The organism is Pseudomonas sp. TH08 (assembly GCF_016651275.1).
GTDB lineage: Bacteria > Pseudomonadota > Gammaproteobacteria > Pseudomonadales > Pseudomonadaceae > Aquipseudomonas.
On record NZ_JAEKEE010000002.1, the window covers coordinates 236,250 to 256,658 of the forward strand.

Sequence of the window (20,409 nt, forward strand, 5' to 3'; positions counted from 1 at the left end):
CGCACGCAGCGCCAAAAGTCTTAGCGAAGGGCCTTCCACGCGGCCACGTAGGCCTTGGCATTCACCGCCACTTGCTCCGGCGTCATGCCCGGTTTGAACAGACCGGAACCGAGGCCGAAACCTTTCACGCCGGCATCGATAAATGCCTGCATGTTGTCCGGCGTGATACCGCCGACCGGCGCCAGCACCGTCCCCGCCGGCAACACCGCAAGCCAGGCTTTGACGACCGCGGGCCCCATCTGCTCGGCCGGGAACAGCTTGAGAATGTCCGCGCCCTCCTCCAGCGCCGCGAACGCTTCGGTCGGCGTCGCGACACCCGGCGACAGAAACAGCCCCGCAGCTTTGGCTGCGCGCAACACCTTGGCATCGCTGTGCGGCATGACAATCACTTGGCCGCCGGCCTCTTTCACCAACTCGACCTGCTCTGGCGTCAGCACTGTGCCGGCACCGATCAGGCAATCGGCGGGCAAGGTCTTGCGCAGGATGCGGATACTTTCGTACGGCGAAGGGGAATTAAGCGGTACTTCAATGACACGAAATCCGGCGGCATACAGGACTTCTCCGACAGCGGCGGCTTCCTGCGGGTGCAGGCCACGCAGGATTGCTATCAGACCGTTTTGCGCCAGTGCTTGCTTGAGCATGTCAGGCCTCCAGTCAGGGTTAACGGGATGAGGAATCGATCAGTCCGGCGGCCAGCGCCAATTGCCACAGCCCACGCTCGGTGGCCTGCTCGGCCAGCGTCACGTTGGCGAAACCACAGGCGTCGAGGGCGCGGCTGTAGCGCGCGCAGAGTTGCGCGTTGCCGATGAGGATGATCGAAGGAAGATTCGGATTGTTGCGGCGACGCCGCTGAACCGTGGCGAGCGCCGCCAGTTCATGGCCGATCATCAGGCCGGACAGATAATCCGCCTGCGCGGTCGGGCTCAATTCACCGGTCAGCCCCAGCGTGCGAGCACTGAACAAGGTCGACAGCACGCCGAGTTCGCCATCTGTCGACTGCGCAACCTGCACGCCGCGGTCAAACGCCTGACCGTCGAATGTCGCACTGTGTTTTTGGGTGCGACCGAGGATGCTGTGTTCACTGAGCACGGCGAATACTTCGCCGGTCATGAACGTATCGAAATGGGTGATGCAGCCATCGACAACGTCGACCCATTTCGAGTGACTGCCCGGCAGACCGATCAACAGATCGGCACCTGCCTCAATCGGCAGATTCTGCAGCACGCCAAGGACCTGGGTTTCTTCGCCACGCATCACATTCGGCAGGCGCGAACGCTGAATCACGCCCGGCACGATATGCACCACGGTGCCGCGAATGCTGATAACTGTTTGTAGGGAGTTTCCGAGATTGGCGACGTTCGCCGGCGTCTCGCAGTACGCCGCTTCACGCCAGCCCTGTGCGCTGCCGACCATGCCGCAGGCAATCACTGGCAGATTCGGCTGCGCATCGAGCCAGTCGCCGCACGCATCGTCGAAGGCCAATTCAAAACCATCGGTGCATTCGCGACCGTTGATGATTCGCGGGGTCTTGGGCAACTGCATGATCCCGAACGACAGCGCGCGCTGCTCCAGCACCACACCATCCGCCGCGAGTTTGTAAGCACGTAAGGAGGTCGTCCCCCAGTCGAGCGCGATCAATTGCGCCTGCATCGCTTCACCTGTTTTGTTTTTGGCAGTGAGTGCGACGGACTATAGACCTCTCAAGCTGGAAATCTCAATATGTAATTTTACATCCCATATTATGGGATGGAATTAGTCCATGGATTCCAACGTTCAACGACGTCAAGATTCTTGTTGATGATCACCCTCAATGTTTCGTGCTCAGTGGATCCGACCTCATGCGTACGGCCTTTCTCGTCAGTTATTCCGGGTTCCAGACGTCCGTCACCGCGAATGATGGTGTACGCCGCAAAGGGTGCCGGGGTTTCCTCTGAACCTGAAATAATCCGCAACTTCGTCTTGCTCGGTGCGAACGAGGCCAGCATGCCGGCGTAGGGCACATCACTGCAGAGCCCGAGACTGTCGATCTGGTCATATCCCAGCGCCAGTTCATAGCGCCAGCGCACGATGCACACCGACGCAAGTGGCAGCAATGAACGCGGTTGGTCAGAGGGTTTAAGCGAGACACGCGACGGTGCCACACGAGGGTTTTCCAACTGGGCAATGAATCGCGACGTGGGGATGTACATGACTCTCGAATAATAGGCGACATACGGAAACGCGGTGATCACCACCGTGCATGGAATGTATTCCTTCGGTTTGAGGATCTGCACCAACTCAACGGGCCTGACCCACTCCCGGCCGTCGTTGAGGGCGTGATTCTTCAGGTTGATCCTTGCAAACATCTCATACCGGCGGTCGCCTTCGATCAAACGCATGCCGCTGACGATTCCCGACGCTTCCAAAACGATTTTGTGCTCAACGGAAAAATCCGTATCACCATTCAACGAGCAATGAATCCAGGTGCCGATCTGCCCTCGTCGGCCATGATCCTCATACAAATCAATCAGGTTTCGGTCTGAGGTGAAACGCAGGTCATAGTAGGAATAATTTTCGTGATTGATCGAGACAAACTCGAGCCTGGCGGGGGGACATTGAGGTGCAGGCATGATGAACACAATAAAAAACCCGCAACCAATAAAACCTTGTAGATACTTCGCTTCATTCGTTGTTCATCCTGAATCACGCACACGGTTCAAACTGCTGAAATGACTCTTCAAGATCACTCGCTAAATACACAGTCCGATCGCGACTCACTCAAATTCGACTTGTTTATCCAGAGAGCAAACAAGTCAGCTTTGTCACTCTGATCGAACGAGTTCTTTTAGAAAGTCTTTGGAAGGGATACGCATAAACTCCGAAAAGTAGGTTTTATATTTTGTTGTATTCACTCTGAAGGTACATACGACAAAATCGTTCGCCATTAAAGCTCCGCGCAGAGCATCACCATCAAGAATACGCTCCTTACCCTGCACTTCTCCGGTCTCTCGAAAAATAACCCGAGCGATATACTTTCCTTTCGAAGCGCTTTCACTCGTCTCAACGATACCGTTACCGTAGAGCTTCTGATAATGCCCAATGGAAAAATCCAGATCATCGCCCAAGGCACAAACCAGTCCCTCGCCAATTTTAGACTGAAACAACCCCAACAGATCCGTATTACTTGAGAAGCTTATGAAAAAAGAACTTCTGCTTGGGCTAATTGAAACACTCTTATAATCAAGCGCAGCAATTGGCCTGCCATGATTCGAGGAACATGAGCAACACAGTAATACGGCAAGCGCTAAAAAAATCTGTTCACAGTTTATTTTTCCCTGAGATAGCCGAGTATCGACTCTGCCAATAGTTGACGAGCGGACTTTCCTCCATCCAGTTTTTGATCGAACATGATATCCGCATCGGCGTGGTTGACATCAACACGACCACTGACATTGGGACCTGAAGTTATCTCCCATTGCTCACCAAAGTCCGCGACAGTATCAGATATGTCTCGATTGTTGATTTTCGCCGCACGGATATTTATCCAGAACTCTGCCTTTGGTTCCGGTTTTCGCCTGTAAATGGTTGAAATTCCGTAAACGATTTTTCCCTGCCCCACGGGGTCTATGGTGATCAGCATTTTTACTTTGTAACCCTTATCGGTCAAAACACTGGAGAGGTGTGCACCGTTCCAACCGCCCAAACTATGCCCGATGATATAAACAGGCGTAGTTTTATCAGGAACCTCAACCAATACGTTTTTAGCCAGATCTTCATCCGTCAAGAACTTATTATAGGCCAATGCTTTCATATCGCATTTCGACAAATAACATAACGCGTCAGCATCAGCCTCTACTTTGGTGCGAACATGACTCACGTTCCAGTTTGGCCCGCTGACGTAGTAACGCTCCTGATCTCCCGCACCACCGACAAACAAGATAAAGACTTTCTTCATGCTGATAGCAATGACTTTGGCGCACTTATCTTCTGGCTTGGTTAACTCAACGTTTCCCACGTCTCTTTTAGCCAAAGGCTCAACGCCTGGCGCATTTTCTCCTGCCATATCAATCACTCAACAAATAATTTAATAGTTTCAGGTAAATGCGAACTGACGGTATGCGTAAATCCCGAAGCATCCGTAACGCCATGTTCTTCACTGCCGTCACCTCGCTGGATCGCATAAGGATGATCGGGGATAGGTTCTCCCGTGGCTTCATTGATCACCTGCATCCGATCATTGAAATGCACCGGCATCGGCAGCAATCCGCTAAACGCCGCCCCGCCGCCACTCTGGCCAATAATCACCGTCCCTGAACCACCGACCACGACATTGCCGTGCCCGCCGGTGCTGTCGAGCATCGCGGCGTTCAGGCCGTTGATGAATACCGTGCCGGAAACAGCTCCGGTAATCGGACTGCCACACGCCGATTTATCGGTCATGCGCGCGGCGGCGAGGCCGTCGAAGAACACGTCGGGCGAGCCGGAAACAATCGGGTTGTTGCCGTGGCCTGGCAATGGGCAGTCGGTCGGGTCGGTGACGCGTGCAGCGGGTTTACCACTCAATTCAAAGCTCCTTGCTTTAGGGGTTCCGGGTGCGGCTGGTGGAGATCGACGTCGGTCGCGGCAAAGCGCCAGCGGTTGTCGACAGAATCAAACAGCGCGTGACAATGCTCGCGGCTGTTCGGGGGTGTGAGGGTTTGCAGTTGTTGCCAGGCTTCGTCGGCATGCCAGTTCAATTCGGCAGTTGTGGTGTCGTCGAGTTGGTTGAGCCAGGTGTTGTAACCGGTCAGTCGATGTTGGTCGTAGGTGGTTTGCAGCAGTTCGGCCATTTGCGGGCCGAAATCCAGATAGCGCTCGGCTGTCCAGCGGCCAGTTTCCGAGTAGACATACCAGCCCATCGGCGACAGCACGCCCTGGTGAAAAATCGATTGCCCGGCGGGTGCGATAAATCCGCAGCACACGTGCAGGGTCAGCCAACCTTGATGCGCATCGATGAATCCGTTGGGATCGAACGTACGCAGCGGTATCACGCGGTAGTCATCGTAGCCCGCACTGCGCGCCATCAACTCGGCATCGAGACGCGAGACAAACGCACGGATGGCCTTGCCGCCCAAGCGATTGACGGTGCAGAGAATATCCACTGGCTGACGGGTCGGGTTGTCGCTGGAGCCGAGGTTTTTGACCAGACCGTAGAGGCGGATCGACGCCCGTAGTCCGCTCATCGCCGGTCACTCGTTGACGCAGCGAAGACTCCACGGGCGTGGAGAAAGTTTGCCAGAGGCATTGCAGGTGTCATCCATGAGCGCGCAAAAATGGCGCGTAGAATGCCGGACTAGAGCGCTGGCGACAATCGAATTAGCACTAGATCGCCATCATTGTTGTTCAGCCTTCGGCAAACTCGCGCAAGACCTTGCCATCCATGCGATAACGCACCCACTCTTCCTGCGGCTGTGCACCGAGGGATTTGTAGAAATCGATGGCCGGGGTGTTCCAGTCGAGCACGCTCCATTCGAAGCGCCCGCAATCGTTGGCGCAGGCAATTTTCGCCAAGTGCCGCAGCAAGGTTTTGCCGGCGCCGCCGCCACGTTGTTCGGGGGTGATGTAGAGGTCTTCGAGGTACAGGCAGTTGCTGCCCAGCCAGGTTGAATAGCTGAAGAAGAACACCGCGAAGCCGATCGGCAAGCCGTCGCGCAGGCAGATCAGGCCGTGGGCGGTGGCGCCTTCGCTGAACAGGCTGCGTTCGATGTCAGCGACGCTGGCGATGACTTCGTGGCGGGCTTTTTCGAAATCGGCCAGTTCGGTGATGAAGGCGAGGATTTGCGGGGCATCGCTGGGGGTCGCCGGGCGGATTTCGATCGTCATGGACGGGCCTTGTCGGAAAAGGAAAACGCCATACTAAGGCCGCATTGCTTTTGTGGCGAGGGAGCTTGCTCCCGCTTGGCTGCGAAGCAGGCATAATCCAGGAAATGCGATCTGCCTGATCCTCTACATCGATGGGATTCGGGGCTGCTACGCAACCCAGCGGGAGCAAGCTCCCTCGCCACAGGGTTTCACTCAGACCATAAACAGGATGTCTATGTCAGCTACAGCTTTTGCGCCTTTGATCGATCTCGCCGCCAAGTTGCTGCCCCACGCTCTGGAGCCGTCAGACGACGGTGCGCATGACCTCGCGCACTTACAGCGTGTCTGGCACAACGTTCTTACGCTTCAGGCCGAAGAAGGTGGCGACCTGGAAGTTCTAGTCGCCGCCGTGCTGCTCCACGATGGCGTGGCCGTGGAAAAAAACTCGCCGCTGCGCTCACAAGCTTCGCGTCTGGCGGCGGAAAAAGCTTCGGCGGTATTGGCAGAAATGAACTGGCCGGAAGAAAAAATCGCCGCCGTGGCCCACGCCATCGAAGCGCACAGTTTCTCCGCCAACATCACCCCGCTCACTCTCGAAGCGAAAATCGTCCAGGACGCCGATCGTCTCGACTCGCTAGGCATGCTCGGCGTCGCACGCACCTTCTACGTCGCCGGGCGTATGGGCTCAGCGCTGTATGACCCGCAGGATCCCGAAGCGAAACATCGCGACTACGACGACAAACATTTTTGCCTCGATCATTTCCAGACCAAACTGCTGCACCTCGCCGACGGTTTCCAGACCGCCGCCGGCCAGCGTCTGGCGCAGATTCGCCATCAGCGCCTGAAAGGTTTCATGGAACAGTTCAAGGAAGAGATCGGCATCGCCTGAGCCCAATACTCCGGCCTGCAACGATGCTGAGTTCGCCAACCTCAGACGTAATCCGCAGGCACTGCGTGTTAAACAGATGACGCTCACTTTTCCGGTCAAGGAACCGCGTCATGTCTCACGCAACACCCGCAGTGTCAGGCAAGTTGTTCGGCCTGTTTTGCCTCGCCAGTTATCTGTTGTCGCTGTCGTATGGCTCGACGTTTTTGCTGTCGCTGTTGATCGGTTCGCGCGGCGGTAATGAACACGATGCAGGCAGTGTGATTTCGGCGGCGATGGTCAGCACGTTTGTCGCGGTGCTGGTGTCCGGGCATCTGTCGGATCTGCTCGGCGCGGCGCGTTCGATTGCCTTGTTCGGCCTGCTGTTGGTTGCCGCGAGTCTGGGTTTTGCGATGACGCCGGGGTTTGGTCATCTGCTGTTGTTTTTCGGTTTGTTGCTGGGATTGGGTTGGGGTGTTTTTTACACCCTCGGGCCGATCATCGTCGCCAGTCTGGTGACCCCGGCGCAGCGGGCGAAGTACTTTGCCCTACTCTCCGGCAGCATGATGACCGGAATCGGCAGCGGCCCCTTGCTCGGGCGTGCGGCGAGTGCGCTGGGCTGGCCGGTGACTTCGGCGTTTTATCTGGCGGCGTTGGCGAGCCTGATCGGTGTGCTGCTGTTCTGGCGTCTCGGCGCGCGATTGCAAAGCACGCAAGCCACGTCCGCCGCGAGAATCAGCTGGCAGGCGACCACCCAAGTGCTCGGCTCGCGCGCGGTGTTTGCGATCATCATGGTCGGCCTCGGTGGTTGCGTATTTGGCGGCCTGTCGAGTTTCCAGACCAGTTACGCCGCTGCGCGATCGCTGGACTACTCGTTGTTCTTTCTGGGCTTCATGAGTGCGGCGATCAGCAGTCGGATGTTGATTGCAGGCTATGTGGTCAAGCGCGATCCGCTGTGGGCGTCGTGCCTGCTGTCGGGGTTGATGCTGGGTTCGATTGTGATGTTCGCGTTTGGTGTGCACAGCGGATTCAGTTATCTGTTGGCGGCGATCATGCTCGGGGTCGGTTATGGCCTGACTTACTCGGTGATCAACGGACTGGCGGCTAATGAAGCACCGTCTGGCACCACCTCGCAGGCGCTGTTGCTGTTCAGTCTTTCTTACTTCATCGGCGTGTTCGGCTTTCCGTTGCTGGCCGGGAAAATCATCGTTGAACAGGGCATGGCGACGTTGCTGCTCACGGTATTGGCAGTCGCGCTTTTTAACTGGCTGATCACCGTGGGTCGTCTGCTCTGGCGTCGATTCAACGTCAAAACGGCGACGGCGATCTAGACCGTTCGTCGTTCCTCAGGCACCAATCCGATCATAGGGCAGACCAACGACAGGTAAGGATTCCAATCACTGGAGACGCCCTATGATCCCGTCAAGGTTGACTGCCCTCATCTTCACCGCCCTGCTCTGCCCCGCGGCGTTCGCCGCCACCGCTGCAGGAACCGGCCCGACCGACCCGGTCGAACGCCCCAAAGCCCCCGCCATCCAGAGTGCCCCCGGTATGAACACCGATGGCTCCGGCGTGGAAAACGCTCTGCCGCCGGCCACCGGCACCGACCCGCGCACCCAGGGCAGCGATCCCGGTCGCCAGGGCGGCATGAACACCCCTGACTCCCCTGCAGCGCCAGATAATGCCGGCCCCGGCATTGGCTCGAAAACCACCACCGGTGGCTCGGGCTCCGAAGGCTCCGGCCAGTAGTTCGCCGACGCGAGCGTCCTATTCACACCCATGAAGAGGTAACCATGAACGTCGATAAAAACCTGGAAAAAGAAGTCCTCACCCGCCTGCTGCACGCTCATCCAAGTGGACTGGGCAAGGAGGTGCTGGACAATTACCGGGGCGAGAAAGTCGTGGCCAGCGCACTCGCCGCCCTGCAGGATCGCGGACTGATTCACCACGGCCATGTGACCTGTAACGAGGCCGGCGAGCATTCGCTGAACCTGCCGATCAAGCTCAGCGCGGCCGGTGTCGAGGCTGCACGCAAGCTCGATAGCTGAGCAAAGTGATCGTGTGATCGTTAATCATGTAGGGGCTGCCGCAGGCTGCGATCTGTTGATTTTGAAGATCAACAGATCGCAGCCTGCGGCGGCTCCTACATTGAAAATCATCTGCTGATGCAAGGAGAAATCCCATGCCTCGTGGAAGCAAAGACAAATACACCGCCGAACAGAAGCGCAAGGCAGAACACATCGAAGACAGCTACGAGAAAAACGGTTTGTCGAAGGATGAAGCCGAGGCGCGGGCCTGGGCGACGGTGAACAAACAATCGGGCGGCGGCGAAAAGGCCGGTGGTTCCGGACGCAAGAAACCGGCGAGCGCCAAGTCCCAGGATCGCGAGGAGTCATCGCGGCGCGCAGTGGCCAGTCGTGAGGGGCATTCGCGAGACAGCAAGGCTTCCCGCGATACGCAAACGGTGGACAGTTTGATGAAGGAAGCCCGGGCGAAAAAGATTCCCGGGCGGTCTTCCATGCGCAAACAAGAGTTGATCAAAGCGTTGCGCGAGGCCGGCTGAGTTTTGTTGCGGGGCTGTTCGCCCCTTCGCGAGCAAGCTTTGCTCCCACAAGTCACCGCGTTCCTTGTAGGAGCAGAGCTTGCTCGCGAAGGCGGTAGATCAATCGCCGCCGGACTTACAGATAAACGCATCCACCTCATCCGTCCCCGGCGAAGTCGCCGGCCCCCAACGGGTCACTGCCAAAGCCGCCGCCGCATTCGCCCGTCGTGCCGCTTCATGGGCGGACAAGCCGCCAGCCAATCCGGCGACAAACACCCCCGCATGCGCATCACCTGCGCCATTGCTGTCCACAGCGGTCACGGCAAACCCCGGCACATGCCGACGCTCATCACCCTGATGAATCCAGCATCCTTGCGGGCCGTCACGCACGACCATCAGCACGTCTTCAGGCAGATGCTTAGCCAGACGATCCAGCGCCACAGCAATCTCTTCAGCGCCGGTAAACCGCAATGCTTCAACACTGTTGCTGGTCCACACATCGATGCGCGGCAACAGCGCCTGCATCAACGGCGAATCCGGTGATTCCACCAACGGCCCCGGATCGAACACCACATGGATTGTCTTCGGCAACGCCAGCGTCCAGTCGAGCAACGCCTGCGCCTTACCCTCGTGGAGCAGGCTGTAACCGCTGAGATACACGTAATCGCCGGGCTCGGCGGCGACGCTGTTCAAGTCCGCTTCAGTCACCTCACCTTCAGCGCCGATGTAGGAAATGAAACTGCGCTCCGCCGAAGCGTCAGTCAGCGCCACGCACAAGCCGGTGTCGCGCTGCGCAGGCTGGCGGATACCGATCTGAATGCCTTCAGCCGTCATCGCCTGTCGCGCCAGATCGCCGAAACGTCCGGTGCCGTGGCGACCGAGATAAACCACCGGCAGGCCATTACGCACCGCCGCCGCCATCACGTTGAAACCGCCGCCCGCCTCGAAACCCGCCGACTGCGCGAGGACGTCACCGCCAATTTGCGGCAGCTTATCCACTGCCATGACCAGGTCGATGATGACCTGGCCGGTGTGCAACATCTTAGGCATGAGCATTCTCGGTTTGCGCGGCGCGGCGATCTTTCGCCCCGCCGAGTACGAAGTAAATGCCACCGGCGACCACGAAGGTCACGATCCAGCCGAGGCCGTTGTGGCCCAGCCACGAGTCGGACAGGAAGCCCTTGAACCAGATGTTTTCCGCCGTGGTGCCAATGGTGGTGAAACTGAACCCGAGGACGATGGCAACGGCCCACGCGCCGAACGCGCGCCACTCGATGCCCCCGCGATACCAGTAAGCGCTACTCGGGCTGACGTCGAGCAGGTCTTGCGGGCTGTAGTAGTGACGGTGAATCAGGTCGACGATGAAAATCCCGACCCACGCGGTGATCGGCACCGCCAGCAGGGAAATGAAGGTGATGAACGGGCCGTAGAAGCTGTCCGCGATCAGCATGAAGTAGATCGAACCGGCGAAGATCGCAACGATATCGACCACCACCGCGTAAACGCGTTTGACCTTAAGGCCGAGGGTCAGCGTGGTCAAACCGGCGGAGTACACCGACAGGTTATTCGACAGCAGCAGGCCACCGAATGCGGTGATCAGGTACGGCACGGCCATCCACGTCGGCAGCATGTCGCGGATCGCCACGATCGGGTCAGTCGCCGAAGCGAGGTCATTGTTGCCTACCGAGAGTAGGCCGCCGAGGGTGATCAGCAGCACCAGCGGAATGCCCGCGCCGAATGCAGCGGACGCGACCAGACGCACGGCTTTGACGCTGCGATGCTGATAGCGCGACATGTCGGCGCCCGCATTGGCCCAACCGATCCCGGTGCCGGCGGCCATGGTGCCGATGCCGATGATCATCGCGCTCATCGGCGCAGGCGTTGCGTTGAACACCGCGCTCCAGTCGATGGTGGCGCAGAGGAAGCCGCCGACCAGCAGGTTCAGGGCACCGAACACGTAGGTCGCCCACTTCTGGATCACCAGCAAAGTGGCGTGGCCGAGGCCGGACACCGACAGGGTCAGCAAGACAAAAATCGCGATGAAGATCAGTGTCAGTACCGGCGCACTTTTCGCTTCGACCGGCGAGCCGAACAGGATCGAGCACAGCGACAGCAGCACGAATGCAGCGGTGGTGGTGTTGACGGTTTCCCAACCGAGACGCGACATCAGCGAGACCAGCGTCGGGCCGATATTGCCGCGCACGCCGAAGATCGCTCGCGACAAGGTCAGGCTTGGTGCGCGGCCACGACGACCGGCAATCGAGATGATCCCGACCACGGCAAACGAACCGGCGGCGCCGATGATCGCAACGATGATCGCCTGCCAGATCGCCAGCCCGCGAAAGGCGACCAGCGTGGCACCCAGCGGTAGGCCGAGGATAGAAATGTTGGCGGCGAACCAGACCCAGAACAGTTGCAGCGGATGACCGTTGCACTCGGCTTCCGGCACCGGTTCGATGCCGCGGGTTTCCAGTTGCCCGGCGCTTTGCCCGGCGTTTGATGAACTCATGAAGGTGCTCCTGTTTGCCTTTTTTGTGGTTGTGGCAATGACGCAAAACAACTTGCTTTTGTGGCGAGGGAGCTTGCTCCCGCTCGGCTGCGCAGCAGTCGTAAATCCAGACAATGCGGTTTTTCTGACACAGTGTGTCGGCAGGGTTTGGGGCCGCTTCGCAGCCCAGCGGGAGCAAGCTCCCTCGCCACAGTCATGTGGTCAGCGCAGGGTGAGGAGTCCTTCCACAAGGGGTTCCAGCTCCAGATGATTGACCGCTTTCACCGTTTCAATCATCGGCACCGGCCAACTCTCAAGACCCAGGCAGGCCCCGAGCATCGCGCCGAGAATCGCGGCGATGGTGTCAGTGTCGCCCCCCAGACTCGCCGCCATGCACAGCGCATCGAACGCGCTCATCTCACCGACGGCGACTTGCTGCGCCAGCGCAAACGAGACCACCACCGATTCCTGCGACGCCACCGACGTACCGATCACGTCGTAGAGCAAATCGGCGAGTAAGGCCTTGTCGCTGTCGACGCTGATAGTGCGTGCCCAACTGATGCGCGAGGCAATGCGTCCACCGGCCACCCAGTGACCGTGTGCTTCCGCCTGCTGAGCAATTTGCTGGCCGAGGTTCAACGCCTCACCGAGATCCATACCGTTGATCCCGGCGGAGACCACTGCCGCCACCGCTGCTGCGCTGGAAATACCCAGCGTGGTGTTGTGGGTCACCTGACAGGCCTGCACTACCGCCGCAATAAAGCGCTTGGGATCGGCCACATCGGCCGCGATGCCCACCGGGGTGATGCGCATTGCCGCGCCGTTGGTGGTGCCGTAGCGCCCGGCCTCCTCTGGCGAATGGCCGGCGAGGATCATCTCGATAGCGCGTTTGGTCGATGGCCCGAGCAAGTCCTGCGAGCCCTTGGCCTGCATCGCCGCTTCCCACTCGATCAGCCGTTGCGCAAGGATGGCAGGTTCGATGTGGCCCTTGCCTTCGACCAGCAATTCGCCGACCAGAATCGCCTGTTCGGTGTCATCGGTGATTGAGCCTTTGGGCATGTTCGCGGCGATCGGTTGCAGCGGGCCGGCGTCCTGCAGGTCAGTGATCTGGCCGAAGCGGGTTTTGATCGTTTCGCGGTTCAGCGATTGTGTCGGCATGCCCAGCGCATCACCGAGGGCCAGGCCATAAAACGCACCGAGGGCACGGTTGAGCGCAGTCATTTCGATTCTCCAAATTGCAGGTGCAGACGGAAATGCACCGGGTCGAGCAGGCTTTCGACCAATTCCATGAAACGGTTCTGCCGGTCGTAGGTGGTGCGCAGGGCTTTGAGGAACACCGTGCCTTCCGCGCGGCCCAGCAGTTCGGCGTCTTCGGCGTTCAATGGCTCCGCGCCGATCCACTGATCGCCGCGCTCGCCGACATAGCCGTAGGCAGCCAGCGTAATGGTCAGGGAATTGTCGATCAGACCGACGCGCGGCAAGCTTTCCAGGCCGCCGGTGGCCGGCATCAAAGAGCGTTCAAGGGACACCAGCGTGCCTTCGGTGGAACGGCGACGGCGGTCGAGGGTGATGAATTGGTCGGTGCCAAACCGCGACAGCAGGTCTGGCCGAGTCACGGCTTCAAGACGCAGCACTTCGGTGTTGATCAGCGCGCCGCTGTCGGCCAGCGCCTGCGCCCAGCCGCTGCGCTGATCGAGTGCAACACCGTCGAACGTGACGATGGAGCCAACCCCGCTTTGCGTGGCGATGTACTTGCGCCGCTTCAGTTCGGCCAGCGCTTCACGCAGCGTGCCACGGCTGACCTTGAATTCTTGAGCCAACTGATGCTCGCCGGGCAACAGAAAGCCGTCCTCCATGAGGCCGCTTTCGATGCGCCGGACGAGTTCGTCGACCACCCGTTGTTTCTTGTCAAATCGTACCTGTCTAATCATGTACAAAGTGATAACCGAAACGGGTTCGGGCGAGCAAGGGAAATTTAGGGGAAGTGACGGAAGGTGGGGAAACCGACGCGATCTAATGTAGGAGTGAGCCTGCTCGCGATGACGTCGGCACATTCAGCATCGATGTGACCGAAAGAACGCTATCGCGAGCAGGCTCACTCCTACAGGGGAATGCGGTTTACCTTTGTTTGAGGCGGTCGATGACCACGGCCAGCAGCAGAATCGACCCGCGAATCACGTACTGGTAGAAGGTATCAATATTCTTCAAGTTCATCGCATTCTCAATGATCGCCAAAATCAACACCCCGGCAATCACATGTCGAATCATGCCGATCCCGCCGCTCAACGACACCCCGCCCAACACGCAAGCCGAGATCACCGTCAGCTCGAAACCCTGGCCGATCATCGGCTGCCCCGACGTCATCCGCGACGCCAGGATCACCCCAGCGAGCGCACCGATCACACCGTGCACGGCGAAGATGATGATCTTGGTCCGATCAACGTTCACACCCGCCAGCAAAGCCGCTTCCTGGTTGCCGCCAATCGCCATGGTGTTGCGCCCGTAGGTGGTGTAATTCAGCAGCCAGCCGAAGAACAGGAAGCAAACAATCGTGATCAGGATCGGCACCGGCACGCCGAACAACTGGCCGTTACCAAACACGAAGAACGATTCCTGCGACACGCCCACCGCTTTGCCGTTGGCAAAAATGTAAGCCAGGCCACGGACGATCTGCATGGTCGCCAACGTGGTGATCAACGCATTGACCCGTAACTTGGCAATCACGATGCCGTTGATCAACCCGACTATCAGGCCCATCACCAGCGCCGCGCAAACACCGAGGAAGACGCTGTTGGTGTCACGCATGACCACCGCGGCCACCACACCGGCGCAGGCAATCACCGAACCCACCGACAGGTCGAAATGCCCCGACGCCAGGCAATACAACATCGTGCACGCCGCGATCCCGGTGGTGGAGATCGCCAGGCCCAGGCCGCGCATGTTCAGCGGCGAAAGGAAGTTATCGATCAACAGCGTGCAGGCGATAAAGATGCCGATCGCCGCCAGTAACATGACCCAATCATCGAGGAAGCGGCGCATGTCCAACGGTTTGCGCTCGGTCGGCAGGGTTTCTTTCTGGGTTGTCATCATAGTCACCTCTCAGTTCGCCACGCCGTCAGCGCGGTGGCGCGGCAAAGCCAGTTGCAGCAGGTTGGATTCATTGGCCTGGTCACGGCTGATTTCGCCGCGCAGGGCGCCTTCGCAGAGCACCAGAATGCGGTCGGAAATGCCCATCACTTCCATCAGATCGCTGGACACCACGATCACCGAAATACCCTCGGCGGCGAGGTTATGGATGATCTGGTAGATCTCCGCTTTGGCACCAATGTCGATGCCGCGAGTCGGTTCGTCGAGCAGCAAGACCTTCATCGGCATCGACAACCAGCGGCCGAGAATGGCCTTCTGCTGATTGCCGCCGGAGAGGAATTTGATCTGCTGGCCGGCATGCGGGGTTTTGACTTTCAGCGCCTTGATTTGCTTGTCGGCGTTGCCCTTTTCCCACAGCCCGCGAATCAGGCAGCCGAGGCCGGAGTTGGCGCCACGCGCACTGATGTTGATGTTCTCGGCAACGCTGGCCAGCGGGATGATGCCTTCCTTCTTGCGATCCTCCGGGCACAGCAGAATGCCGGCGGCAATCGCGTCGCGCGGTGAACGTAATTTCAGTTCATGGCCGCGCAGCTCAAGGCGTCCGGCAGTGTTGCGCTCCAGACCACTGAGCAGGCGAAACAGCTCGGTGCGCCCTGCCCCGACCAACCCGAACAAGCCAAGAATCTCGCCTTTGTGCGCTTCGAAACTGATCGGTTCGCGCAGGCCCGGGCCGAGCAGGCCATCGACTTTCAACGCCACGGCGCCACGCGGGCGATGGCGGTAATCGTAGATGTCCTGAATGTCACGACCGACCATGCAGGTCACCAGTTGATCGTGGGTCAGCTGGCTCATGTCGTCGAAGGTGCGCACGTAGCGACCGTCCTTGAACACGGTCACGGCGTCGCAGATGCGGAACACTTCTTCCATGCGATGGGACACGTAAAGCACGACTTTGCCCTCATCGCGCAAGCGGCCGATGATCGCCATCAAGCGGTCGATTTCACGGGCCGAAAGGCTGCTGGTCGGTTCGTCGAAGGCGATGACATGGGCACCACGCGACAGCGCTTTGGCGATTTCCACCAGTTGCCGCTGGCCGAGCGACAAGCGCCCGACCTTGGTCTGCGGATCGATTTCGTCGGCCAGGCCTTTGAGGCAATTCAACGCTTGCTGGCGCAATGTGCTGCGATTGATCAAACCGAAACTGGCCGGCAGATGACCGAGAAACAGGTTCTCGGCGACGGTCATTTCCGGCACCAGATGCAGTTCCTGGTGAATCACCGCGACGCCGCTGCCGATGCTGTCAGCCGTCGACTTGAACGCCATCGTCTGCTCGCCGATCTGCAACTCGCCACTGCTCGGAATGTAAGCGCCGCCGAGGATTTTCAGCAAAGTCGATTTGCCAGCCCCGTTCTCGCCCATCAAGGCGTGAACCTGGCCGGGATGGGCGACGAAGCTGATGCCGTCCAGCGCTTTCACGCCGGGAAAGGTTTTGCCGATCCCGTTGAAGCGCAGGCTGCCGCCGGAGCTGTGTTGTTGTGTCTGTACTTGCGCGTGCATAAAGCCACCTCTATCACACCGATCAAACGGCCCGGCTGACCGGGCCGCTGCTGCGTCAGTTCCACAAGCCGATTTTTTCCAGCTCTTGCTTGAAGTTCTCGCGAGTGATCAGGGTGACGTCGTCCATGGCGGTGTACTTCGGCGGTTCTTTGCCGGTGGTGACCCACTCGTACATCATTTCAGCAGTCTTGTAGCCCTCGATGTGCGGGCTTGGCAGCATCGAGCCGAAAAAGCCGCTGTTGGGCTTTTTCAGTTCGCCGATGGCGTCAGTGCCGTTGATGCCAATGCCGATCACATTGGCCGCGGCAAACCCGGCGGCTTCCGTGGCGCGCACGCCGCCGAGCACGGTGTTGTCGTTCATGCCGCCGATGATCAGGTTCTTCGCCGCACTCGGCAGTTTCACCAGCGCCGAGTTGGTAGCGTCCATGCTGCCGGGCACGTCGAGGGTTTTCAGCGCGGCAAAGAGGATGTGGTCTTTCGGCATACCGGCGTCTTCGAGTGACTTCACCGAGCCGTCGGTGCGTTTCTTGCCGGTGTCGAGTTCGTTGTAGGTGTTGACCACCGCGTAGGTGTCTTTCCAGTCCCAGTTACGCTTCTTCGCTTCGGCGGCCATGGCGGCGCCCTGCTTCTGACCGACTTCGAACGCAGCCATGCCGAGGTACGGCACGTCTTCCATGAATTTGCCATTGGCGTCGACGAAACGGTCGTCGACGGCAATTACTTTCAGGTCATTGAGTTTGGCTTTGGCCATGATTGCCGGGCCGAGCGAGACGTCCGGCGGGCAGATCACAAAGCCCTTGGCGCCGTTGGCAGCGAGGCTGTCGATGGCAGAGAGGGTTTTCTCGCCATCGGGCACGGCGATTTTGATCAGTTCAAAACCCTTGTCCTTGGCGGCCTTCTCGGCGAAGGCCCACTCGGTCTGGAACCACGGCTCTTCAGCCTGCTTGACCAGAAAACCGATTTTCACGGTGTCGGCAGCGAACAGCGAACTGCTCAGGCTGAACGCGGTGACCGCCAGGGCGGTACTGCACAGGGTACGAATCCCGAAACGACGTTTCATAAGCTGACTCCTTGTTATTTTTTTGAGCAAATTTTGAAAAGCGTTAAATCAAGGTCCTGCAAAGCCTGTTGAACATAGTCATATCGTATGATGATTGGATTTCAAGCGGATTTATCCGCATGAAAGCCGCAGTGCTCAGTCGTGGTACATCACCGAGCGACCACCATCGATGGTGATGCATGAAGCATTGATGAACGGCGCTTCATCACTGGCCAGCAACACTGCCGTCATCGCCACTTCCAGCGGCTGACCGATGCGTTTCGGCGGGTGCAGATCGAAGGCGCGTTGACGTTCGGCGTGCGGGTCGGCGAAACCGTTCCAGTAATCGACGTTCAGCTGGGTTTCAATGTAGCCCGGGGCGATGGCGTTGACGCGAATGCCTTTCGCCGCATATTCGATACCGAGCGCGCGGGTCAGGCCGAGCAAACCGTGTTTGGCCACCGGGTACGGGAAGCAGCCGGGAATGATGTGGCTGGAATGGGTCGAGGCAATGTTGATGATGCTGCCGACGCCCTGCTCGATCATCTGCGGCAACACCGCTTTGCAACCGAACCAGGCGCCATCGAGGTCGATGGCGAAGCAGCGATGCCAATCTTCGTCGGTCATTTCCAGCGGATCACGGAACACGTTGACCCCGGCGCAGTTGACCAGCACATCGATGCGCCCGTGCAGTTCAACGGCGCGTTTGGCCATGGCGTGCAGATCATGCTGGCGCGAGACATCCGCCTTGATCGCCTGTACATCAAAGCCCTGTTCACGCCAGTGCGCGGCAACCTGCTCGACCTTCTCGGCCTGGATATCGCTGATCAGCAGTTTCGCTTGCTGCGAGGCAAATGCCGCAACGATCGCTTCACCGATGCCCTGAGCGGCGCCGGTCAGCAACACGACCTTGTTTTTCAGACGCTCGCCCTTCGGCGGCGCGGGCACTGGCGGCAGGGAAAGAGGTTCAGCCATGGATCAGAACTCCTGTTTCGCAGCCCCAAAAAAACCGGGCATCTGGCGATGTCCGGTCTGGAAGGCGTGTTGAATGAAACAGGCAGGCGCGGCCGACGGCTGCGGGCCGTTGCCAGACGCGGACTCCACGTGGGAGTGCGATAGAGATTCGCTGCATCACTTCACCTGTTTTGTTCTTTTTAAGTGTGAGTGCGTGTTACTGCTGCAGCCGACTATAAACCCGACCGCCAAATAATCTCAATATATAATTTTGCATCCCATATTCTGGGATTAACCAGCAAAGCGCGTGCAGAGTTTTCCGGGTACGTCGACGCGCATCGACAGCACCGCGCCATCCAGTGGATGGTTGACCGGACTCTTGGCACTGGTGATGTACAGGGTTTTCAAATCGTCGCCGCCGAACACGCAACTGGTCGGACGGCTGACGGGCAGATCAATCTTGCGGTCAACGTAGCCATCGGGCGTCAGGCGCAACAGGCAACTGCCGTCCCAACGGGCATTCCACACATAGCCTTCGGCGTCCATCGCCGAACCGTCCGGGCCGCCCTGTTGATCGGGGCCGTACCAGACGTGGGCGATGTCGAGGTTACCGTCGGTGTGGATGAAATAGCGGTACAGCGTGCTGTCGAGGCTGTCGCCGAACAGCAGGGTGGTGCCGTCATCGCTCCACAGCAGCGTGTTGGGAATCCCCAGACCGCGCAGCAACGGTGTCACGCGTTTATCGGGATCGATGCGGAACAGGCCTCCGGAACGGCGGATCACCGGCAGATCCTCGCCTTGCTCGCCGATGTTGTTCTGCATGGTGCCGAGCCACAAGCGACCCTGGGCATCGCAGCGCGCTTCGTTGGGGCGATTGCCGGGTTGCGGGTCGGCGACGCAAAACAGGCTCAGGCGCGGTTCGAGGCCAGGAGAATCGAGATCGAGGCGGTAGACGCCGCTGCTCAGGGTCACCAGCGCATCGCCGCTGTTGCAGGGGATGAACGCCGAAATGTGTTCAGGCATCTGCCAGATCTGTACGTTCTGGCCGATCAGGCGCAGGGCCTGTTTGCCAGCGATATCGACCCAGTACAACGCCTGGGTCGGCGCATCCCAGAACGGGCCTTCACCGAGTTGGGCGCGGTGTTGGGTCAGGGCGGTCCACGGCATATAACGGTCTCCATTGTTGTTTTTACTGTAGGAGTGAGCCTGCTCGCGATCGCGGTGGATCAGTCGAAGCTGTTTTGCCTGATACGACGCTATCGCGAGCAGGCTCACTCCTACAGGGGGAATTCGTCTTAACCGGCTTTTTTGTCGGCCATGACTTTTGGATAAAAGCGTTTGATCGCCAGGTCGGCGTTGTCGATCAGGGTCATGCAGGCCCACACGCCGCGCGCCGAATCGCGGGCGGCGATGGCGTCGGCCATGTCTTTGTGGATCGGTAATGTGCGGCGCAGTTCATCGGGGTCGGCAGCAGACACTTCAAACGACACCGCCAGCAGCGCGCCAAGGGCCGGGACCATTTGTTCGATGAACTGATTGTGGCTCGCGGCCAGAATGCATTCGTGAAAGGCCTGATCGGCGCGGTTGTAATCAACGCCGCTGTCGACCGCGCGCTCAAGGGCGTTGTAGGCCAGTTGCACCGCATCAATCTGTGCCAGCGTCGCCCGCTCGCAAGCCCAGCGCACGGCCATCGGTTCGATGGTGCGGCGCAGGTCGAGCAGGTCATCGACGAAGTTTTCCGGCAAGCCATTGCGCGACAGCCAGCCGACCACTTGCGGATCGAATAGATTCCAGCGCCGCACCGGCAACACGCGGGTGCCGACTTTCGGCCCGACTTCGAGCATGCCTTTGGCGACAAGGGTTTTGATTGCTTCGCGGATGACGGTACGGCTGACCCCGAGCTGCTCGCCGAGATCGGCCTCGACCTTGATGGTCTGCCCCGGTTTGACCTGGCCGGCGGCTATCCAGCTGCCGAGCCAGTCGACCGTCGACGCGTGAAAGCTGCTGGACATGAACACCTCAAAGCGGGACGCGATGGATGCTCAAGCTAATGATCA

At 59.1% G+C, this 20,409-nt stretch carries 23 protein-coding genes; 5 read left to right on the forward strand and 18 right to left on the reverse strand.

What is annotated here, in order from left to right:
- Positions 1-20 precede the first annotated feature (20 nt).
- The 8 genes from JFT91_RS10685 to JFT91_RS10720 form a co-directional block, all read right to left on the reverse strand.
- A complete protein-coding gene (locus JFT91_RS10685) occupies positions 21-641 on the reverse strand; it encodes a 2-dehydro-3-deoxy-6-phosphogalactonate aldolase (RefSeq protein ID WP_150651138.1) in 621 nt (206 codons plus the stop codon).
- A 19-nt stretch (positions 642-660) separates the two neighbouring features.
- Positions 661-1,650 carry a 2-dehydro-3-deoxygalactonokinase gene (locus JFT91_RS10690; RefSeq protein WP_201232367.1) on the reverse strand — a complete coding sequence of 330 codons (990 nt, stop codon included), beginning with the start codon at positions 1,648-1,650 and terminating at the stop codon, positions 661-663.
- Between the two features lie 89 nt (positions 1,651-1,739).
- The gene (locus tag JFT91_RS10695; protein ID WP_201232368.1) at positions 1,740-2,609 is read right to left on the reverse strand and encodes a hypothetical protein; all 870 of its coding nucleotides are present in this window, start codon (positions 2,607-2,609) and stop codon (positions 1,740-1,742) included.
- 192 nt (positions 2,610-2,801) lie between these two features.
- Positions 2,802-3,104 (reverse strand): hypothetical protein, encoded by a 303-nt coding sequence (locus tag JFT91_RS29540; RefSeq protein ID WP_242489255.1) that lies wholly within the window; start codon positions 3,102-3,104, stop codon positions 2,802-2,804.
- A 200-nt stretch (positions 3,105-3,304) separates the two neighbouring features.
- Positions 3,305-4,042: an alpha/beta hydrolase gene (locus JFT91_RS10705; protein ID WP_201232369.1), complete on the reverse strand. Its 738-nt coding sequence runs from the start codon at positions 4,040-4,042 to the stop codon at positions 3,305-3,307.
- Positions 4,043-4,047: 5 nt separating this feature from the next.
- The gene (locus JFT91_RS10710; RefSeq protein ID WP_242489256.1) at positions 4,048-4,542 is read right to left on the reverse strand and encodes a PAAR domain-containing protein; all 495 of its coding nucleotides are present in this window, start codon (positions 4,540-4,542) and stop codon (positions 4,048-4,050) included.
- Entirely contained in the window at positions 4,539-5,201 is a 663-nt protein-coding gene (locus tag JFT91_RS10715; protein ID WP_201230991.1) for a hypothetical protein, read from the reverse strand. Before JFT91_RS10715 ends, JFT91_RS10710 begins: the two co-directional genes overlap by 4 nt.
- Positions 5,202-5,361: 160 nt before the next feature.
- Positions 5,362-5,841, reverse strand: coding sequence for a GNAT family N-acetyltransferase (locus JFT91_RS10720; protein WP_008085506.1), 480 nt, complete (start codon positions 5,839-5,841; stop codon positions 5,362-5,364).
- 214 nt (positions 5,842-6,055) lie between these two features.
- Here JFT91_RS10720 and JFT91_RS10725 point away from each other — a divergent pair, with 214 nt between their 5' ends.
- From JFT91_RS10725 to JFT91_RS10745, 5 genes are all read left to right on the forward strand, one after another.
- Complete coding sequence (locus tag JFT91_RS10725) at positions 6,056-6,709, forward strand: HD domain-containing protein (RefSeq protein ID WP_201232370.1); 654 nt, start codon at positions 6,056-6,058, stop codon at positions 6,707-6,709.
- Between the two features lie 110 nt (positions 6,710-6,819).
- A complete protein-coding gene (locus JFT91_RS10730) occupies positions 6,820-8,016 on the forward strand; it encodes an MFS transporter (protein ID WP_201232371.1) in 1,197 nt (398 codons plus the stop codon).
- An 82-nt stretch (positions 8,017-8,098) separates the two neighbouring features.
- Positions 8,099-8,434 (forward strand): hypothetical protein, encoded by a 336-nt coding sequence (locus tag JFT91_RS10735; RefSeq protein WP_201232372.1) that lies wholly within the window; start codon positions 8,099-8,101, stop codon positions 8,432-8,434.
- A 44-nt stretch (positions 8,435-8,478) separates the two neighbouring features.
- Positions 8,479-8,733 carry a hypothetical protein gene (locus JFT91_RS10740; RefSeq protein WP_092279308.1) on the forward strand — a complete coding sequence of 85 codons (255 nt, stop codon included), beginning with the start codon at positions 8,479-8,481 and terminating at the stop codon, positions 8,731-8,733.
- Positions 8,734-8,867: 134 nt separating this feature from the next.
- On the forward strand, positions 8,868-9,248 hold the full coding sequence (locus tag JFT91_RS10745; RefSeq protein WP_201230995.1) for a Rho termination factor N-terminal domain-containing protein: 381 nt from the start codon (positions 8,868-8,870) through the stop codon (positions 9,246-9,248).
- Between the two features lie 99 nt (positions 9,249-9,347).
- Here the strand turns inward: JFT91_RS10745 and JFT91_RS10750 are convergent, their stop codons facing one another.
- From JFT91_RS10750 to JFT91_RS10795, 10 genes are all read right to left on the reverse strand, one after another.
- A complete protein-coding gene (locus JFT91_RS10750; RefSeq protein ID WP_201232373.1) occupies positions 9,348-10,277 on the reverse strand; it encodes a PfkB family carbohydrate kinase in 930 nt (309 codons plus the stop codon).
- A complete protein-coding gene (locus tag JFT91_RS10755; protein WP_201232374.1) occupies positions 10,270-11,736 on the reverse strand; it encodes a purine-cytosine permease family protein in 1,467 nt (488 codons plus the stop codon). Before JFT91_RS10755 ends, JFT91_RS10750 begins: the two co-directional genes overlap by 8 nt.
- 201 nt (positions 11,737-11,937) lie before the next feature.
- Positions 11,938-12,936: an ADP-ribosylglycohydrolase family protein gene (locus JFT91_RS10760; RefSeq protein WP_201232375.1), complete on the reverse strand. Its 999-nt coding sequence runs from the start codon at positions 12,934-12,936 to the stop codon at positions 11,938-11,940.
- Entirely contained in the window at positions 12,933-13,646 is a 714-nt protein-coding gene (locus JFT91_RS10765) for a GntR family transcriptional regulator (protein WP_201232376.1), read from the reverse strand. Before JFT91_RS10765 ends, JFT91_RS10760 begins: the two co-directional genes overlap by 4 nt.
- Before the next feature lie 187 nt (positions 13,647-13,833).
- The gene (gene araH, locus JFT91_RS10770) at positions 13,834-14,802 is read right to left on the reverse strand and encodes an L-arabinose ABC transporter permease AraH (RefSeq protein WP_129395010.1); all 969 of its coding nucleotides are present in this window, start codon (positions 14,800-14,802) and stop codon (positions 13,834-13,836) included.
- Positions 14,803-14,814: 12 nt separating this feature from the next.
- Positions 14,815-16,359: an L-arabinose ABC transporter ATP-binding protein AraG gene (gene araG, locus JFT91_RS10775; RefSeq protein WP_201231000.1), complete on the reverse strand. Its 1,545-nt coding sequence runs from the start codon at positions 16,357-16,359 to the stop codon at positions 14,815-14,817.
- Between the two features lie 55 nt (positions 16,360-16,414).
- Entirely contained in the window at positions 16,415-17,419 is a 1,005-nt protein-coding gene (locus tag JFT91_RS10780; protein ID WP_201232377.1) for a substrate-binding domain-containing protein, read from the reverse strand.
- Positions 17,420-17,554: 135 nt separating this feature from the next.
- Positions 17,555-18,373, reverse strand: coding sequence for an SDR family oxidoreductase (locus JFT91_RS10785; RefSeq protein ID WP_201232378.1), 819 nt, complete (start codon positions 18,371-18,373; stop codon positions 17,555-17,557).
- A 270-nt stretch (positions 18,374-18,643) separates the two neighbouring features.
- Entirely contained in the window at positions 18,644-19,519 is an 876-nt protein-coding gene (locus tag JFT91_RS10790) for an SMP-30/gluconolactonase/LRE family protein (RefSeq protein ID WP_201232379.1), read from the reverse strand.
- 128 nt (positions 19,520-19,647) lie between these two features.
- On the reverse strand, positions 19,648-20,364 hold the full coding sequence (locus JFT91_RS10795; RefSeq protein ID WP_201231004.1) for a FadR/GntR family transcriptional regulator: 717 nt from the start codon (positions 20,362-20,364) through the stop codon (positions 19,648-19,650).
- Positions 20,365-20,409: the final 45 nt, after the last annotated feature.

Excerpts from the sequence above, each read along its gene's own strand:
- araG (WP_201231000.1), bottom strand. The coding sequence starts at position 16,359 with ATGCACGCGCAAGTACAGACACAACAACACAGCTCCGGCGGCAGCCTG.
- JFT91_RS10765 (WP_201232376.1), bottom strand. The coding sequence starts at position 13,646 with ATGATTAGACAGGTACGATTTGACAAGAAACAACGGGTGGTCGACGAA.
- JFT91_RS10705 (WP_201232369.1), bottom strand. The coding sequence starts at position 4,042 with ATGGCAGGAGAAAATGCGCCAGGCGTTGAGCCTTTGGCTAAAAGAGAC.
- JFT91_RS10735 (WP_201232372.1), top strand. The coding sequence starts at position 8,099 with ATGATCCCGTCAAGGTTGACTGCCCTCATCTTCACCGCCCTGCTCTGC.
- JFT91_RS10785 (WP_201232378.1), bottom strand. The coding sequence starts at position 18,373 with ATGGCTGAACCTCTTTCCCTGCCGCCAGTGCCCGCGCCGCCGAAGGGC.
- JFT91_RS10750 (WP_201232373.1), bottom strand. The coding sequence starts at position 10,277 with ATGCCTAAGATGTTGCACACCGGCCAGGTCATCATCGACCTGGTCATG.
- JFT91_RS10795 (WP_201231004.1), bottom strand. The coding sequence starts at position 20,364 with ATGTCCAGCAGCTTTCACGCGTCGACGGTCGACTGGCTCGGCAGCTGG.
- araH (WP_129395010.1), bottom strand. The coding sequence starts at position 14,802 with ATGACAACCCAGAAAGAAACCCTGCCGACCGAGCGCAAACCGTTGGAC.
- JFT91_RS10755 (WP_201232374.1), bottom strand. The coding sequence starts at position 11,736 with ATGAGTTCATCAAACGCCGGGCAAAGCGCCGGGCAACTGGAAACCCGC.
- JFT91_RS10720 (WP_008085506.1), bottom strand. The coding sequence starts at position 5,841 with ATGACGATCGAAATCCGCCCGGCGACCCCCAGCGATGCCCCGCAAATC.
- JFT91_RS10780 (WP_201232377.1), bottom strand. The coding sequence starts at position 17,419 with ATGAAACGTCGTTTCGGGATTCGTACCCTGTGCAGTACCGCCCTGGCG.
- JFT91_RS10690 (WP_201232367.1), bottom strand. The coding sequence starts at position 1,650 with ATGCAGGCGCAATTGATCGCGCTCGACTGGGGGACGACCTCCTTACGT.
- JFT91_RS10715 (WP_201230991.1), bottom strand. The coding sequence starts at position 5,201 with ATGAGCGGACTACGGGCGTCGATCCGCCTCTACGGTCTGGTCAAAAAC.
- JFT91_RS10790 (WP_201232379.1), bottom strand. The coding sequence starts at position 19,519 with ATGCCGTGGACCGCCCTGACCCAACACCGCGCCCAACTCGGTGAAGGC.
- JFT91_RS10740 (WP_092279308.1), top strand. The coding sequence starts at position 8,479 with ATGAACGTCGATAAAAACCTGGAAAAAGAAGTCCTCACCCGCCTGCTG.
- JFT91_RS10745 (WP_201230995.1), top strand. The coding sequence starts at position 8,868 with ATGCCTCGTGGAAGCAAAGACAAATACACCGCCGAACAGAAGCGCAAG.
- JFT91_RS10760 (WP_201232375.1), bottom strand. The coding sequence starts at position 12,936 with ATGACTGCGCTCAACCGTGCCCTCGGTGCGTTTTATGGCCTGGCCCTC.
- JFT91_RS10685 (WP_150651138.1), bottom strand. The coding sequence starts at position 641 with ATGCTCAAGCAAGCACTGGCGCAAAACGGTCTGATAGCAATCCTGCGT.
- JFT91_RS10730 (WP_201232371.1), top strand. The coding sequence starts at position 6,820 with ATGTCTCACGCAACACCCGCAGTGTCAGGCAAGTTGTTCGGCCTGTTT.
- JFT91_RS10695 (WP_201232368.1), bottom strand. The coding sequence starts at position 2,609 with ATGCCTGCACCTCAATGTCCCCCCGCCAGGCTCGAGTTTGTCTCGATC.
- JFT91_RS10725 (WP_201232370.1), top strand. The coding sequence starts at position 6,056 with ATGTCAGCTACAGCTTTTGCGCCTTTGATCGATCTCGCCGCCAAGTTG.